The organism is Flavobacterium okayamense (genome assembly GCF_019702945.1).
GTDB lineage: Bacteria > Bacteroidota > Bacteroidia > Flavobacteriales > Flavobacteriaceae > Flavobacterium > Flavobacterium okayamense.
This window is the reverse complement of record NZ_AP024749.1, coordinates 1,606,208-1,622,825: the sequence shown is the minus strand read 5'-3', so window position 1 is coordinate 1,622,825 and position 16,618 is coordinate 1,606,208. Positions and strand designations below refer to the sequence as shown.

Annotated in this window: 17 protein-coding genes and 2 tRNA genes; 12 read left to right on the top strand and 7 right to left on the bottom strand. The window is 31.4% G+C overall.

Annotated features, from left to right (window positions below; all coding sequences use genetic code 11):
* Window positions 1-21: 21 nt before the first annotated feature.
* The gene (msrA, locus tag KK2020170_RS07470; RefSeq protein ID WP_221260007.1) at window positions 22-567 is read right to left on the bottom strand and encodes a peptide-methionine (S)-S-oxide reductase MsrA; all 546 of its coding nucleotides are present in this window, start codon (window positions 565-567) and stop codon (window positions 22-24) included.
* Window positions 568-762: 195 nt separating this feature from the next.
* Between msrA and KK2020170_RS07465 the strand changes: the two genes are divergently transcribed.
* From KK2020170_RS07465 to KK2020170_RS07420, 10 genes are all read left to right on the top strand, one after another.
* Complete coding sequence (locus KK2020170_RS07465) at window positions 763-1,422, top strand: ABC transporter ATP-binding protein (protein WP_221257713.1); 660 nt, start codon at window positions 763-765, stop codon at window positions 1,420-1,422.
* Window positions 1,423-2,187 carry a TIGR02757 family protein gene (locus KK2020170_RS07460; protein WP_221257712.1) on the top strand — a complete coding sequence of 255 codons (765 nt, stop codon included), beginning with the start codon at window positions 1,423-1,425 and terminating at the stop codon, window positions 2,185-2,187. It begins immediately after the preceding gene.
* 120 nt (window positions 2,188-2,307) lie between these two features.
* Window positions 2,308-2,466, top strand: a complete 159-nt coding sequence (locus KK2020170_RS07455) for a DUF1328 domain-containing protein (protein WP_221257711.1) — start codon at window positions 2,308-2,310, stop codon at window positions 2,464-2,466.
* 112 nt (window positions 2,467-2,578) lie between these two features.
* Window positions 2,579-3,484 (top strand): ABC transporter ATP-binding protein, encoded by a 906-nt coding sequence (locus tag KK2020170_RS07450; protein WP_221257710.1) that lies wholly within the window; start codon window positions 2,579-2,581, stop codon window positions 3,482-3,484.
* 2 nt (window positions 3,485-3,486) lie between these two features.
* On the top strand, window positions 3,487-4,335 hold the full coding sequence (locus KK2020170_RS07445; protein ID WP_221257709.1) for an ABC transporter permease: 849 nt from the start codon (window positions 3,487-3,489) through the stop codon (window positions 4,333-4,335).
* Between the two features lie 16 nt (window positions 4,336-4,351).
* Window positions 4,352-6,361, top strand: a complete 2,010-nt coding sequence (locus KK2020170_RS07440; protein WP_221257708.1) for a T9SS type B sorting domain-containing protein — start codon at window positions 4,352-4,354, stop codon at window positions 6,359-6,361.
* Between the two features lies 1 nt (window position 6,362).
* Window positions 6,363-6,731 (top strand): fluoride efflux transporter CrcB, encoded by a 369-nt coding sequence (gene crcB / locus KK2020170_RS07435; RefSeq protein ID WP_315861809.1) that lies wholly within the window; start codon window positions 6,363-6,365, stop codon window positions 6,729-6,731.
* Between the two features lie 3 nt (window positions 6,732-6,734).
* Window positions 6,735-7,748, top strand: a complete 1,014-nt coding sequence (locus KK2020170_RS07430; RefSeq protein ID WP_221257707.1) for a DHH family phosphoesterase — start codon at window positions 6,735-6,737, stop codon at window positions 7,746-7,748.
* Window positions 7,748-8,302 carry a gliding motility-associated peptidyl-prolyl isomerase GldI gene (gldI, locus tag KK2020170_RS07425; protein ID WP_221257706.1) on the top strand — a complete coding sequence of 185 codons (555 nt, stop codon included), beginning with the start codon at window positions 7,748-7,750 and terminating at the stop codon, window positions 8,300-8,302. Before KK2020170_RS07430 ends, gldI begins: the two co-directional genes overlap by 1 nt.
* Before the next feature lie 3 nt (window positions 8,303-8,305).
* A complete protein-coding gene (locus tag KK2020170_RS07420; RefSeq protein ID WP_221257705.1) occupies window positions 8,306-9,397 on the top strand; it encodes a peptidylprolyl isomerase in 1,092 nt (363 codons plus the stop codon).
* Between the two features lie 40 nt (window positions 9,398-9,437).
* On the opposite strand, the gene KK2020170_RS07415 is transcribed toward KK2020170_RS07420, so the two are convergent.
* The 6 genes from KK2020170_RS07415 to proS all read right to left on the bottom strand — a co-directional run bounded on the left by KK2020170_RS07415 (window position 9,438) and on the right by proS (window position 13,971).
* The gene (locus KK2020170_RS07415; protein ID WP_221257704.1) at window positions 9,438-9,869 is read right to left on the bottom strand and encodes a hypothetical protein; all 432 of its coding nucleotides are present in this window, start codon (window positions 9,867-9,869) and stop codon (window positions 9,438-9,440) included.
* A 45-nt stretch (window positions 9,870-9,914) separates the two neighbouring features.
* The gene (gene typA, locus KK2020170_RS07410; protein ID WP_221257703.1) at window positions 9,915-11,714 is read right to left on the bottom strand and encodes a translational GTPase TypA; all 1,800 of its coding nucleotides are present in this window, start codon (window positions 11,712-11,714) and stop codon (window positions 9,915-9,917) included.
* Between the two features lie 138 nt (window positions 11,715-11,852).
* On the bottom strand, window positions 11,853-12,104 hold the full coding sequence (gene rpsT, locus KK2020170_RS07405) for a 30S ribosomal protein S20 (protein WP_221257702.1): 252 nt from the start codon (window positions 12,102-12,104) through the stop codon (window positions 11,853-11,855).
* Between the two features lie 156 nt (window positions 12,105-12,260).
* Window positions 12,261-12,332, bottom strand: a tRNA-Glu gene (locus KK2020170_RS07400).
* A 13-nt stretch (window positions 12,333-12,345) separates the two neighbouring features.
* A tRNA-Glu gene (locus KK2020170_RS07395) sits at window positions 12,346-12,417 on the bottom strand.
* Between the two features lie 78 nt (window positions 12,418-12,495).
* On the bottom strand, window positions 12,496-13,971 hold the full coding sequence (gene proS, locus KK2020170_RS07390; RefSeq protein ID WP_221257701.1) for a proline--tRNA ligase: 1,476 nt from the start codon (window positions 13,969-13,971) through the stop codon (window positions 12,496-12,498).
* A gap of 100 nt (window positions 13,972-14,071) precedes the next feature.
* Between proS and KK2020170_RS13225 the strand changes: the two genes are divergently transcribed.
* Window positions 14,072-15,100 carry a hypothetical protein gene (locus KK2020170_RS13225; protein WP_221257700.1) on the top strand — a complete coding sequence of 343 codons (1,029 nt, stop codon included), beginning with the start codon at window positions 14,072-14,074 and terminating at the stop codon, window positions 15,098-15,100.
* 12 nt (window positions 15,101-15,112) lie between these two features.
* The gene (locus KK2020170_RS07380) at window positions 15,113-16,588 is read left to right on the top strand and encodes an OmpP1/FadL family transporter (RefSeq protein WP_221257699.1); all 1,476 of its coding nucleotides are present in this window, start codon (window positions 15,113-15,115) and stop codon (window positions 16,586-16,588) included.
* Window positions 16,589-16,618: the final 30 nt, after the last annotated feature.

Below are 16,618 nucleotides of genomic sequence, written 5' to 3'. Positions count from 1 at the left end.
AGCGCAAAATCAATGCCAAAGTTATTTTAACTTCGATTGGTAATATTTACGTAGCTTTTCTAGCTTTGGTGCGATTACCATTTGGCAATAGCCTTGTTGCGAATTTTGACTGTAATAATCTTGATGGTACTCTTCCGCCGCATAAAATTCACTCGCTGGCGAAACTTTAGTTACTATAGGATTGCTATACAATTGCTCTTTTTCAATCCATTGAATGTATTGTTCTGCTTTTTCTTTTTGCGCTTCACTGTGGTAAAAAACTTCGCTACGATATTGCGTTCCCACATCAGCTCCTTGTCTATTTAAAGTTGTTGGATCATGTGTGCCAAAGAAAATTTCTAGTAAATCTTCGTAAGAAACCAACTCAGGATTAAACGTAATTTGAATCGCTTCGGCATGACCAGTTGTTCCGTTACAAACTTCTCGATAGGCAGGATTTTTAATAAATCCGCCAGTATATCCAGAAACTACCTTTTCAACACCTTTTACTTCTTGAAAAATGGCTTCAGTACACCAAAAACACCCACCAGCAAAAGTGGCTACTTCTTTTCCTTCTTGTATATTCATTTTAATAGGTTCTTTATATTCTTGAACAGTATATTTTTTCTCTTTGGCTTGACAGCTTGTCAACAATATTATTGATAATAATAACTTTTCCATAGCTTTTAAATTTATTCAAATTTACGTTTTATAAGACGTTTTGGATGTTATTTACTTAACATTTAGCATAAATATAACAAAAAACTTTGTTTCTTTGTAAACATGATAAAAGCGTATAACATTCATAAATATTATGACGATTTACATGTTTTAAAAGGCGTAAATCTTCACATTAAAAAAGGTGAAATTGTTTCTATTGTTGGTGCTTCTGGTGCTGGAAAAACTACTTTACTTCAAATTTTAGGAACACTGGATAAAATTTCAAAAAAATCTGATTCGCAATTGGAAATTAACGGCGAAAATATCTTGTCTTTGTCTGATAAAAATTTGTCTAAATTTAGAAATCAGCATTTGGGGTTTATCTTTCAGTTTCATCAATTATTACCAGAATTTTCGGCTTTAGAGAATGTTTGTATTCCTGCTTTTATTGCCAATCGTGATAAAAAAGAAGTGGAAGAAGAAGCTAAAAAGCTTTTAGATTATTTAGGTTTATCGCACAGAATTAATCATAAACCCAACGAACTTTCTGGCGGTGAACAACAACGTGTAGCGGTTGCACGTGCGTTAATTAATAAACCTGCTGTTATTTTTGCCGATGAACCTTCTGGGAATTTAGATACACATACTGCTGAAAATTTACACCAATTGTTTTTTAAACTTCGAGACGAATTCGGTCAGACTTTTGTCATTGTTACACACAATGAAGAATTAGCAGAAATGGCCGATAGAAAGTTAACCATGGTTGATGGAAATATAGTTTAAATGAAGTTTAACGAACTAAAAGAATTTTTAGACGAGAAAGTCGAATTATACAATCGTCCTGATTTTATAGAATCCGACCCTATTCAAATTCCGCATTCGTTTTCCGTTAAAGAAGATATTGAAATTTCAGCATTTTTAGCGGCAACTATAGCTTGGGGCAATCGCAAAATGATTATCAATAATGCTAAAAAGTTGATGAATATTTTAGGAAATTCACCTTATGACTTCGTCATGAATCATTCGGAAGAAAATCTAGAAAACTTACACTCATTTGTCCATAGAACGTTTAACGGACAAGATGCTGTTACGTTTATAAAAGCATTACAAAACATTTATCAAAACCATAATGGCTTAGAAAGTGTTTTTTCAAAATATCAAAATCAAAAAGACCAAACCGAAAGTATTTCCAACTTTAAAAAAGTATTTTTTGAAGTTGTGCATTTACCAAGAACTACCAAACATATCTCCGATCCTTTAAATAATTCTGCTGCTAAAAGGTTGAATATGATGTTGCGTTGGCTATGTCGCCAAGACAATAAAGGCGTCGATATAGGTATTTGGAAAACTATCAATCCAGCATACTTATCTTGTCCATTAGATGTTCACTCTGGAAATGTTGCTCGTAAATTAGGTTTACTTACGCGTAAACAAAATGATGCAAAAGCCCTAGCTGAGCTAGATTTCAACTTAAGAAAACTAGATGCAAATGATCCTACCAAATACGATTTTGCATTATTTGGTTTGGGCGTTTTCGAAGGTTTTTAAAACCTAACCTTAATATTCTATAACATTCCCTCGTAATCCTATAACACATCACCTTGTGTTGTATCATAACTTTGTAATATCAAATTAGAAAAACAAGTATTAACTATAAAACTAATTATTATGTTACGTTGGACAATTATATTTATCATTCTTGCTTTAGTTGCAGGTGTTTTAGGTTTCGGTGGAATTGCTGCTGGAGCCGCAGGAATTGCAAAAGTTTTATTCTTCATTTTTATAGTATTATTTATATTATCATTAATCAGAGGAAAAAAAGTTTAAATAAATTCATGTTAGTTTAGTTTGGGTTGGTTAAAAACACAAGTCGCTTGGCTTGTGTTTTTTTTATGTAACATTTTTTAGTAAACCTCGTCTTACTTTTAAAACATCTATTTTGGAAACTATACTAACCATTGAAAATCTCAATAAAATTTATGGCAAAAAAGTTCACGCTGTAAATAATCTATCATTTGAAATTCATAAAGGCAATGTTTACGGAATTCTTGGTCCCAATGGTTCTGGAAAATCTACAACATTAGGAATTGTCTTAAATGTTGTAAACAAAACTTCAGGAAATTTTGCTTGGTTTGGCGGTCAATTAGATACTCATGATGCACTAAAAAAAGTTGGAGCTATTATTGAACGTCCAAATTTTTATCCGTACATGACTGCCGAAGAAAATTTACGATTGGTTTGTAAAATCAAAGGTATTCCCTATTCAAAAGTTGAAGAAAAACTAACTTTAGTTGGATTAATAGAACGAAAAGATAGTAAATTCAAAACCTTTTCTTTAGGAATGAAACAGCGTTTGGCTATTGCTTCTGCCCTACTTAATGATCCTGAAATTTTAATCTTAGATGAACCTACGAATGGTTTAGACCCACAAGGAATTCGCCAAATTAGAGATTTAATCAAAATAATTGCCGCTCAAGGAACAACAATATTATTAGCTTCTCACCTTTTAGACGAAGTTGAAAAAGTGTGTAGTCATGTTGTAGTTTTACAAAAAGGTGTAATGTTGTATCAAGGAACAGTTCACGGAATGGTTGCTAATGAAGGCTTTTTCGAACTCGAAGCAAATGACATGACAAGGCTTCAAACGGAAATAAACCAACATAAAGCTGTAGAAAAAACAGAAATAGAAGATGGTAAACTTTATGTTTATTTACATGAAAACCTTGATTCAGCTGAATTAAATTCGTATTTGGCAAACAAAGGCATCGTTTTAAGTCATCTTGTAAAAAGAAAACACAGTTTAGAAGAGCAATTTTTACAACTTACCAATCATCAAACAAACTAATTATGTTCCGATTACTTTCTATCGAATTTCAAAAAATATTTAAAAACAGAGCCAGTAAAATATTAGTAATCCTTTATTTTTCATTGCTTTTCCTGTTGTTTTTAATCAGTAATATTGAGTTTGATTTAGGTCCAATTCATGTAAATATCGCCGATCAAGGTATTTTTAATTTTCCTTTTATTTGGCATTTCAATACGTATGTAGCCGATTATTTTAAAATATTTTTAGCTGTTGTAATTGTTTCAATGATGGCTAACGAATATACTTACGGTACGTTAAAACAAAACTTAATAGACGGATTTAGTAAAAAAGAAGTTATCTTAAGTAAATTTTTAACGGTAGTTACCTTTTCATTTGTTTCAACGTTGTTCGTATTCTTAATCACCCTGATTTTAGGTCTTCGCTTTTCGTCATACAATGAAGTTTCAATTATATTTTCTCAATTAGAATATGTTTTAGGTTATTTTGTAAAACTTGTAGCCTTCTTTTCTTTCTGTTTGTTTTTAAGTGTATTGATAAAACGTTCAGCCTTTGCTTTAGGCTTCTTAATTTTTTGGACAATGTTTGAATTCTTCAGTCACGGAATTTTAAAATATGTAATTTTAAAAGAAAAAGATAGAAGCGAAACTTTAATTGATAAGATATATGATTTCTTTCCATTAGAATCGATGTCTAATATTGTAGTTGAGCCCTATTCTAGATTAAGTTTTGTAAAAACTATTGGTAATCAAGTAGGAATTGAGAATATAAAAGACTACGATGTACACTTTTCAAGCATCTTAATTGCATTAGTTTGGACTTTAACATTTATTTGGCTTTCGTATAAATTGCTAGAAAAAAGAGATTTGTAGTATCTTTGCAGATGCTATGAAGAATTTATATTTATTATTTACTTTATTATTACTGAGTACACCTGCTGTTTCGCAATATATTTCAGTTGATCAAAATTATACAGCACAGCAATTGGTTGAAGATGTTCTTTTTTCAAACTCTTGTGCTTCAGTTTCAAATGTAACTGTTTCTGGCGGTAATTTTGGAACTGGTGAGAAAAGCTGGGGTTATTTTAATAGAAATGGCTCAGCCTTTGAACTTGAAGAAGGTATTATATTAAGTACAGGTAAAATAAATAATGCTGTTGGTCCAAATAGTAGTTTATCTGACGATGATGCTCCAAATTGGAATGGAGACAGTGACTTAAATCAGGCGTTAAGTATCAGCAACTCAATAAATGCTACAATTTTAGAATTTGATTTTGTACCACTTGGAGATAAAATCAGCTTTGAGTACATTTTTTCATCTGAAGAATATCATGATACTGCACCTTGTCAATATTCGGATGGATTTGCATTTTTGCTTAGAGAAGTTGGAACGACTCCGTATGAAAATTTAGCACTTATTCCTGGTACAAATATTCCAGTTAAAGTTACAACGGTTCATCCTGAAATATTTAATGGTTGTGATGGTGAAAACGAACAATATTTTGGTTCATATAACACCTTTAATCATCCTACTAATTACAATGGACAAACAGTAACTTTAAAAGCTGAAGCTGACGTAACTCCTGGAACAACTTATCATATAAAACTTGTAATTGCTGACGAAGGAAATTATAGATATGATTCAGCAATATTTTTAAAAGGAGGAAGTTTTTCATCAGTGGGTACCTTAGGAAATGATAGAACACTTGCTCTGAACAATCCTGTTTGTTATGACGAAACCTTTAGTTTAGATGCAACTACAGCTGGTGTTACTACATATCAATGGTATTTTAATGGTTCTATTTTAAATGGAGAAAATAGTCCTATTCTAAATTTCTCTCCTCCATACAACCAACTAATGAATGGAAACTATAGTGTTTTACTTGGTTTTGGTTCAACTTGTACTGAATCTATGAAAATTAATTTAGATTTTACTGAAGAATTAATTGTAAATGAAAGTACATATACTAAATGTGACGATGATAATGCTCAAAATGGAATTTCTTATTTTACAAATGGAGATTTATTAGCTATTAAAAATCAATTATTTAATTCACTCCCTAGCAATTATACTCTTCAACTTTTTGATAATATTAACGACACTACTCCAATAACAATTCCTTATTATAATAACACACCATATACACATACAATATATGGAAAAATAACAAATGTTAATTGTTATGCTCCAATACCTATTACATTAATTGTAAATATTTTTGAAGATGAAATTCCTGATGAAACTTTAAGTATTTGCAGCGGAAGTTCTGTTATTCTTCAAGCCGAAACGGGATATAATTATATATGGAGCTCTGGGGAGACAACATCTTCTATAGAAGTATCTAATGCAGGAACTTATTCAGTAGAAATTATTAATACTAATGAATGTTCTACTATCAAAAATTTCACAGTTTTAACCTCAGAAATTGCAACTATAGTTGATATAATTGTAAACGATTTTAGTTCAAATAATACGGCAGAAATAATCGTATCTGGTAATGGAGATTATGAATATTCTTTAGATGGAATAAATTATCAAGATAATCCGATTTTCTATAACTTAGAAACAGGTGAATATACAGTATTTGTGAATGACAAAAATGGTTGTGGAATTGCAAGTGCTAACTTTTCAATTTTAGATTACCCAAATTTCTTTACTCCAAATGGAGATGGATTTAACGATACATGGAATATTAAAAATTTAGAAAAAAGAGGATTACAAGAAAGTAAAATTTTTATCTTTGATAGGTACGGAAAACTATTAAAACAGATCAGTCCAGAAGGGCAAGGGTGGAATGGAACAATAAATGGTCATCAAGTTCCTTCAGAAGATTATTGGTTTGTTTTAGAACTTACAAACGGAAAAACCATTAAAGGTCATTTCGCCTTAAAAAGATAAAATGATAAAAAGTATACTTTTAGTTGCAATAGGTGGAGGAATTGGAAGTGTTCTAAGGTTTGTAACAAACCTTTTAATTGCTAAAAATCTTCCTGGCAAACTTCATTATGCCACTTTGACCGTAAATATAATTGGCTGTCTTTTAATAGGTTTTTTAATAGGTTATCTCAACAAACAATCAGAGTCTGAAAATCTAAAATTTTTACTTGTTACGGGTTTTTGTGGAGGATTTACAACTTTTTCTACTTTCGGTTTAGAGAACTATTCTTTAATTCAATCGGGAAATTTAATAACATCTTTACTATACATGGCAATTAGTATAATTATTGGAATACTTTTTGTTGGTTTAGGAATTTATTTAGCAAAATAATTTATGTTTTCACAATCAGAATTATCAGAAATTAAACACATACTATCAACTCCAAAAAAAATTACTATTGTTTCTCATAGAAATCCTGATGGAGATGCTATGGGTTCTTCATTAGGATTATTAAATACATTAAAACAGCTTAATCATGAAGTTTTTTATGTTTCTCCAAATGAATTTCCTGATTTTTTAGCATGGTTACCAAATTCAAAAGATGTAGTTGTTTTTGAAAGAGAAACGGAAAAAGCAAAAGCGATTTTATCTAATTCAGATTTAATTTTTACACTTGATTTTAATGCACTTCATAGAACAGGAGATTTTATGGGAAGCTACCTTGAAACACTTTCTATTCCAATGGTGTTAATTGACCATCATGAACTTCCTGATAATTATGCAAAATATCTATTTTCGGATACAAGTTATGGATCTACATGTCAAATGATATATGATTTTATTAACGCACTAGATTTTAACCCACTCATAAATAAAGATGTAGCAACTTGTATTTATACTGGAATTTTAACTGATTCAGGAGGTTTCCGCTTTCCAAAAACTACGCCTGCCACACATCATTGTGTAGCCGATTTAATTGAGAAAGGCGTTAACAATAGTGAAGTGTATAACTTACTTTATGATAATTCAACATATAATCGTTTACAACTTCTAGGAAAAGCATTACAGAATTTAAGAATTTTACCAGATTTACATGCTTCTTATATAACATTATCACAAGAAGAATTAGATATGTTTCACTATCAAAAAGGTGATACTGAAGGTATTGTAAATTATGGCCTTACAATAAAAGATGTCTTTATAACCGCAATATTCATTGAAAACAAGGAAGAAGGTATCATTAAAATTTCTTTTAGATCGCAAGGGAATTATGATGTTAATAAATTTGCCCGAATGTATTTTAATGGTGGCGGACATATAAATGCAGCTGGAGGTAAATCTTTTTCTTCATTAGAAGAAACTGTAAACCAATTTATTGCTAACTTAGCAAACCTAAATCATCAATAATGAGATACTTTTTATACATATTATCGTTATTTTTCCTTTTAACGAGTTGCTCAAATCAACAAGCTCGCAAGCCTGTTTCATATACAGAAAATTCTTTTATTAAAGAATCTATTGAACGAAATAAAAAGTTAATTGCGAATGAAGAGAAGTTAATTGATGATATTATCAAAAAAGATACACTTAAAGAATACATAGCTTCTTCAAAAGGGTATTGGTACAAATACGAAACTAAAATTGAAGATGTTCTCCCTAATCCTAAAAGAGGTGATATTGCATACTTTGATTATGAAATTAAAAATTTAATGAATCAAATTATATATACAAAAGCTGAATTAAAACCTCAAGAGTATTACGTTGATAAAGAAAATATTCTAATGGGATTAAGAGATGGTATTAAACTAATGAAACAAGGTGAAACCGTTACATTTTTGTTTCCATCACATATGGCATATGGTTATAGAGGAGATACCGACAAAATCGATTCTAATCAACCAATAATTTGTACCGTAACTTTAAACGAAATAAAAGTTGATTCTTTAAATACTGAAAACTAAAAAATGAAAAAAATGACAAGTCTATTTCTGAGCTTAATTGCTTTATTTACTTCTTGTAATAATCCAGGTGACAAACTTCCTGACGGATTATATGCAGATATCAAAACATCAAAAGGAAATATTGTTTTACAATTAGAGTATGAAAAAACACCTATAACAGTTGCTAATTTTGTAAGTTTAGCAGAAGGGAAAAACCCTTTTGTTGCTGAGAAACTAAAAGGAAAACCTTATTATGACGGACTCACTTTTCACCGAGTACTTTCTGACTTTATGATTCAAGGTGGTGATCCTGATGGTAATGGTTCTGGTGGACCAGGTTACCAATTTAAAGATGAATTTCATCCTGATTTAAAACACAATAGAGCAGGAATTTTATCAATGGCAAATGCCGGACCAGCTACTAATGGTTCTCAGTTTTTTATTACACATAAAGAAACTCCTTGGTTAGATGGAAAACACAGTGTTTTCGGACATGTTGTAGAAGGACAAGATGTTGTAAATGCAATTGTTCAAGGTGATTTAATTGAAAAAATTTCAATTGTTAGAAAAGGGAAAGCAGCAAAAAGATTTGATGCCGTTAAAGTTTTCAAAGAATATCACGAAAAAGAAGCAGAAGAGACAAAAAAAATAGCTGAAAAGATTAAAAAAGCTAAAATCGAATCATTAGCAAGAATTGAACAATTAAAATTAGATGGTACAAAATTACCATCTGGTGTAATTTATAAATTTATAAATAAAGGAGAGGGTCAAAAACCTGCTAGCGGTACAGAAGTTTATATCAACTACGCTGGTTTCTTAGAATCTACTGGCGAATTATTTGATACTAGTTTTCAAGATGTGGCTGATGCAAATGGTAAGTTGGATCCAAATAGAGCAGCAGCTAATGCATACAAACCATTCCCTTTTAAATATGGAAACAAACAAGGTTTAATTCCTGGTTTTATTGAAGGTTTAGAGCAAATGAATTATGGCGATAGAATTTTAGTATATATTCCTTCTGCTTTAGGTTATGGAAAACAAGGTGCAGGAAATGTAATTCCACCGAATTCTAATATTATTTTTGAAATTGAAATGTTAGAAACAATGCCAAAATAAAAATAAAAAAGCCCTGAATTTTTCAGGGCTTTTTTTATGCTTAAAACTTCCAATCAAATTCATCTTGATTATTGAAAACTGCACCAATTTCAATTTTAATTAATTGGTTATAATCAAAATATAAGAAAACCCAATTGTCTTCATTAAACAACATCTCTTCGCCTTCAACAATTTCAATTTCCCATTTTTCAATTTTATTAGCTTTAAAAAGCTCTAAAACTTCATTTTTAGATTTCCCTAGAACAGTAGTCCCAAAAAATGTAAGTTCTGTATTTGAAGTTGTAATATAACCTAATTTAAAATCTTCATCTGCATAAAAAGTAAGCTTAGCTTTCAATTTATTATAAACTAAAACTACATTTTCATCTTCATCAAAAAATTGGAAATCTGCTTTTCCATAAATTTGCTCTACGTTATTTTGTTTCATTCCGTATAGCAATTGATCTAATCCAAATTTTAATTTTGCTTCCATAATATATCTGAAATAAAAAAATCCCGAACAAGTCGGGATTTAAAATTATGCTATTTTAAAACGTTTTCTATCGTTTTCATTCAAATAAATTTTACGTAAACGTAACGATTTTGGTGTTACTTCTACATATTCATCTTTTTGAATATATTCTAATGCTTCTTCTAATGAGAATTTAATTGCAGGAATAATTCTTGCTTTATCATCTGCTCCAGAAGAACGAACGTTTGTTAATTTTTTAGTTTTAGTTACGTTCACAACCATATCGTCACCACGTGAATTTTCACCAATTACTTGTCCTTCGTAAATATCTTCATTAGGATCAACAAAGAATTTACCACGCTCTTGTAATTTATCAATAGAATAAGGAATTGCTTTACCGTTTTCCATAGAAATTAAAGAACCACTTAAACGTCCAGGAATCTCTCCTTTGAATGGTTGGTACTCAATAAAACGGTGAGACATAATAGCTTCTCCAGCAGTAGCCGTAAGTAATTGATTACGTAATCCAATAATTCCACGAGATGGAATGTTGAATTTAATAATCATACGTTCACCTTTTGGCTCCATGCTTAACATTTCACCTTTACGAACTGTAACAAACTCAACTGCTCTTCCTGATAAATTTTCAGGTAAATCAATTGTTAATTCTTCAACTGGCTCACATTTTACACCATCAATTTCTTTAATGATAACTTGTGGTTGACCAATTTGTAACTCATACCCTTCTCTTCTCATTGTTTCAATTAAAACTGATAAGTGAAGAACACCACGACCAAAAACTAAGAATTTATCAGCAGAATCTGTTTCGTTAACACGTAATGCTAAGTTTTTCTCTAATTCTTTAGTTAAACGATCTTTAATATGACGAGATGTTACAAATTTACCTTCTTTACCAAAGAAAGGTGAATCGTTAATAGTAAACAACATACTCATTGTAGGCTCATCAATTGCAATAGTTTGTAATGCTTCTGGGTTTTCGAAATCTGCAACAGTATCACCAATTTCAAATCCTTCTAAACCTACTAAAGCACAAATATCTCCAGCAACGACTTCTGTAACTTTCTTACGTCCTAAACCTTCAAAAGTATGTAGTTCTTTTATTTTAGTTTTAATAATCTTTCCGTCTCTTTTTACCAAAGAAACATTCATTCCTTCTTTTAATACTCCTCTTTGTAAACGACCAATAGCAATACGACCTGTAAAACTTGAGAAATCTAATGAAGTAATTAACATTTGAGGAGTTCCTTCAGAAACTTTTGGAGCTGGAACATTTTCTAAAACCATATCTAATAAAGGTTCAATGTTTTCAGTTTGATTTTTCCAATCATCGCTCATCCAGTTATTTTTAGCCGAACCATAAACTGTTGGAAAATCTAATTGTTCTTCTGTAGCCCCTAATTCAAACATTAAGTCGAAAACCTTTTCATGAACTTCTTCTGGTGTACAGTTTTCTTTATCAACTTTATTAATAACAACACAAGGTTTTAAGCCTAAACTAATTGCTTTTTGTAAAACAAAACGAGTTTGAGGCATTGGTCCTTCGAATGCATCTACTAATAAACACACACCATCAGCCATGTTTAATACACGCTCTACTTCTCCACCAAAATCGGCGTGACCTGGAGTATCGATAATGTTAATCTTAGTTCCTTTGTATATAACCGATACGTTTTTAGAAGTAATTGTAATCCCTCTTTCACGCTCCAAGTCATTATTGTCTAGGATTAAATCTCCTGTGTTCTCGTTTTCACGAAATAATTGACAATGGTACATAATTTTATCAACCAAAGTAGTTTTACCGTGGTCAACGTGTGCAATAATAGCGATGTTTCTAATAGAATTCATTCGATGATTTTTTGAAGGTGCAAAATTAGTGTAAATATTTTATAAATCACTACTAATTAAAAAGATAAAGTAAATTTAATATACAAAAAAAGCTCTCACAAGGAGAGCTTTATGTTTTATCTACACTGAAGCAGTTAATTATAAACTTGCAACATGTTTCGTTAACTTAGACTTTAAGTTTGAAGCTTTGTTAGAATGAATGATGTTTTTCTTAGCTAATTTATCAATCATTGAAATTACGCTTGGTAATTTTGCAATAGCTTCAGCTTTATCAGTAGCCATACGTATTGATTTAATAGCATTACGTGTAGTCTTGTGCTGATATCTGTTTAAAACTCTTTTCTTTTCGTTGCTTCTAATTCTTTTTAAAGCTGACTTATGATTTGCCATTTTACTTCTTTTTAATTGTAATAATAATTTATAAACTATTAGTTAAAAAAGAAAAACCTCCCACAATTGCATTACAATCACTTTGGTTTTAACTAATAAAATAAAAATCAGAGACACTTGACTTATATTTTACAAAACTTAATCACAACTAATTAGTAGCCCGTAGGGGAATCGAACCCCTCTTACCAGGATGAAAACCTGGCGTCCTAACCGATAGACGAACGGGCCTTGAGATATTTTGTAGTCCGTACGGGAATCGAACCCGTGTTACCAGGATGAAAACCTGGCGTCCTAACCCCTAGACGAACGGACCATTATTCTCATTTGCGGTTGCAAAGATACACCTAATTTTTATTCCTGCAATAGTCAAATGAAAAATTTTAAAAAAAAATTAATAAGCCTTAGCAAACAGTACTCTTCCATTAGATGGAGCACCTGTTAAAATACATTTTCCTTCCTCTTCTTTTTGATCTAAAGGAATACAACGAATGGTTGCTTTTGTCAATTCTTTTATTTTTTCTTCTGTTTCAGGAGTTCCGTCCCAATGTGCTGATAAAAACCCACCTTTTGTTTCTAATAAATCCTTAAACTCATCAAATGAATTTACTTCTGTAATATGCGAATTTCTATAATCCAACGCTTTAGCATATAAATTCGTTTGAATTTCATCTAATAAATTCATTATATAGTCAACAATTCTATCTTTTGAAATAACTTCTTTTGATAATAAATCTCTACGAGCTACTTCATACGTTCCATTTTCAAAGTCTTTAGGACCAATTGCTAAACGTACTGGAACACCTTTCAATTCATATTCAGCAAACTTAAATCCTGGGCGTTGAGATTCTCTACTATCGTATTTAACTGAAACACCTAAATTTTTTAATTCTTTAACCAAATCATTCACTTGTGCAGAAATTTGTTCTAATTGCTCATCTGTTCTATGAATTGGAACAATGACTACTTGAATTGGTGCTAAATTTGGAGGCAACACTAATCCATTATCATCAGAGTGAGTCATGACCAAAGCTCCCATTAATCGTGTAGAAACCCCCCAAGAAGTAGCCCATACATATTCTTGCTTCCCTTCTTTTGTAGCAAATTTCACATCAAAAGCTTTGGCAAAATTTTGTCCTAAAAAGTGAGATGTTCCTGCTTGTAAGGCTTTTCCATCTTGCATTAAAGCTTCAATACAATAGGTTTCCTCCGCACCAGCAAAACGTTCGTTTGCAGTTTTATAACCTTTAACAACAGGAATCGCCATAAATTTTTCAGCAAAATCAGCATACACATTCATCATTTGTTCCGCTTCTGCAATTGCTTCATCTTTTGTAGCATGTGCTGTATGTCCTTCTTGCCATAAAAACTCAGCGGTACGCAAAAACAAACGCGTGCGCATTTCCCAACGAACTACATTCGCCCATTGGTTCACTAATATTGGTAAATCTCTATACGATTCGATCCATTTTCTATAAGTATCCCAAATAATTGTTTCAGAAGTAGGTCGAACAATTAATTCCTCTTCTAATTTTGCATCAGGATCAACTTCTATAGATTTTCCATCTTCACCAGTTTTTAAACGATAGTGCGTTACAACAGCACATTCTTTTGCAAATCCATCAACATGGCTAGCTTCTTTACTAAAGTATGATTTGGGTATAAATAGTGGAAAATAAGCATTTTCATGCCCTGTTTCTTTAAACATTCTATCTAATTCGGCTTGCATTTTTTCCCAAATTGCATAACCATATGGTTTAATTACCATACATCCCCTTACTCCTGAATTTTCGGCTAAATCAGCTTTAACTACCAATTCGTTATACCATTTTGAGTAATCTTCTGCTCTAGTTGTTAAGTTCTTGCTCATTATTAATGTTTTGGCATAAAATTTGTTTAACTTTATCTTAAGTAAAATATTCGACAAAACTAGTTAAATTTGTATTGTCCGACAATAAAAAAAATGCGTTATGAAGACTAAACTACCTTTTTTAAGTAAATTTCCTATGCTTTTTGCATTTGGAAGTTTAGCTGTTTTTGTAATTTCATGTGGCTCGTATCAAAATTCTTCTTATTATGATAATGATGGCGTTTATGGAAATTACGATAGAAACGATAATGAAGTAATCAATCAGTACACAGAAGAAAATCTGCAAAATGGGCAAGTTTATGCAGAACAATTCAAATCAATGCAAGGAGAATATCAAGATCAATATGAGTATTTTACTGATGTTGATAATTATTCTTCAGAAACAGCAAATGATACAGTTGTAACTGTTTATAATTCTCAATATGATAGCTCAAACAGATATGCTAGTTGGGGTAATAATAATCATGATGTAACCATTAATTACTACAACAATGGTTGGTATGGATGGAACTCTTGGTATGACCCTTATTGGGGGTGGAACTCTTGGAATAGACCTTACTGGGGATGGAATTCTTGGTATGGTGCTAATTGGGGCTGGGGATGGAATTCTTGGTACGGTGCCAACTGGGGCTGGGGATGGAATTCTTGGTATGGTCCAAATTGGGGTTGGGGATGGAATTCTTGGTACAATCCATATTACGGCGGCTGGTATAATGGTTATTATGGAAATTATGGAAGAAATGTCGTTTATAGCTCAGGACCTAGAGGAGGAAGACCATATTATGGTACTACAAATAGGAATTCTACAAGAAATAATGTCAACTTAAACCGACCTAGAAGTACTTCAAGCAATCCAAGAAGTATAAACAATAACTCTAATCCTAGAAATGTGAATAGTTCTTCTCCTAGACCTAGATCTAATAACTATTCTACACCAAGATCAAACAATACAACAACACCAAGAAGCAATAATACTTCAACTCCTAGACCAAGATCTAACTATTCTTCACCTAGACCTAGTTCAAACAGTGGTTTTTCTTCACCAAGAAGTTCTGGAGGAAGTTTTGGAGGTGGAAGAAGTGGAGGCTTTAGCGGAGGTGGAAGAAGCTCTGGTGGACGTGGACGTTAATATAATTTTGCTATGAAAAAAACATTAATTACACTATTAGGCTTAGGATTTTTTATATCTAACGCCCAAGAAATAAGACAAGAAGATGGATTACGATATGCCATTCAAGATCTAACCGGAACGGCTAGATTTAGAGCAATGAGTGGTGCTTTTGGTGCCTTAGGAGGAGATTTATCTGCTCTTAATGTAAATCCTGCGGGAAGCGTTTTGTTTACAAACAATTATGCAAGTATTTCTGGTTCAAGTTTTAGTACTAAAAATAATAGTAATTATTTTGGGACAAAAACGGATGAATGCTATAGTACATTAGATTTAAATCAATTAGGAGCCGTTTTTATATTTGAAGACAAAGGTGGAAGTAGTGACTGGAAAAAATTCTCAATTGGATTAAATTATGAAAATACTCATGATTTTGATAACGAAATCTTTATTGCAGGAACAAATCCGAACAATTCAATTTCACAATATTTTGTAGACCAAGCAAATTTTATTGCGAATACTGATTTCAATGATTATCAATATGATATGGGATACGAAACGTACATCATTAATCCTGATACCAATAATCCAGGTTTATTTATTTCAAATGTTCCTGGTGGAGGAAATTATTACCAAGAAAACCTGATAACTACAACAGGTTATAATGGTAAAATCACAGGTAATTTTGCTACATCTTATAAAGATAAAATTTTTCTTGGATTAAATTTAAATGCGCATTTTACAGACTATGTTAGAACAACGAGTTTATACGAGTATAATGAAAATCCTGAAAATGCATCATCGCAACCTACAGTAAGAGAGATACTTTTTGATAATCAATTATCTACCTATGGTTCTGGTTTTTCATTTAATATTGGTGCAATTGCAAAAGTAACCGAATCTTTCAGAGTTGGTATTGCATATGAATCACCAACTTGGTATAGACTTACAGATGAATTAATTCAAGATTTATATACTTTTGGTAATGTAAATGTCCCATCTGGTGATGAAAATAGATATTATCAAGGGCCAATTTTTGTATTTCCTACATACAAACTTCAAACTCCAAGTGCTTTAACAGGTAGTGCTGCATACATTTTTGGAAATAGAGGTTTAATTAGTTTAGATGTTTCTAGAAAAGACTTTAGTGAAATTCAATTCCGACCAAAAAACGTTTCTGTTTACCAAGATTTGAATACAGGAATTGGAAATTCCCTAACTGATGCATTAGAAATTCGCCTAGGTGGAGAGTTCAAATACAAACAGTGGAGTTTTAGAGGTGGATATCGTTTTGAAGAAAGTCCGTACACAGTTGATTACCCTATGGGAGATTTAACAGGTTATTCTGGTGGATTAGGATATAACTTTGGAAAAAACAGATTAGACTTAGCTTATTCTTATGCACATAGAAATTATAAACAATATTTAATTTCTTCAGGTATGAATGATACTTCAAGAATTAGAGCCATTCAAAATAATGTAACATTAACATATTCTGTTAATTTTTAATTTTAGCTTTAAGATAAAACAATGACCCGA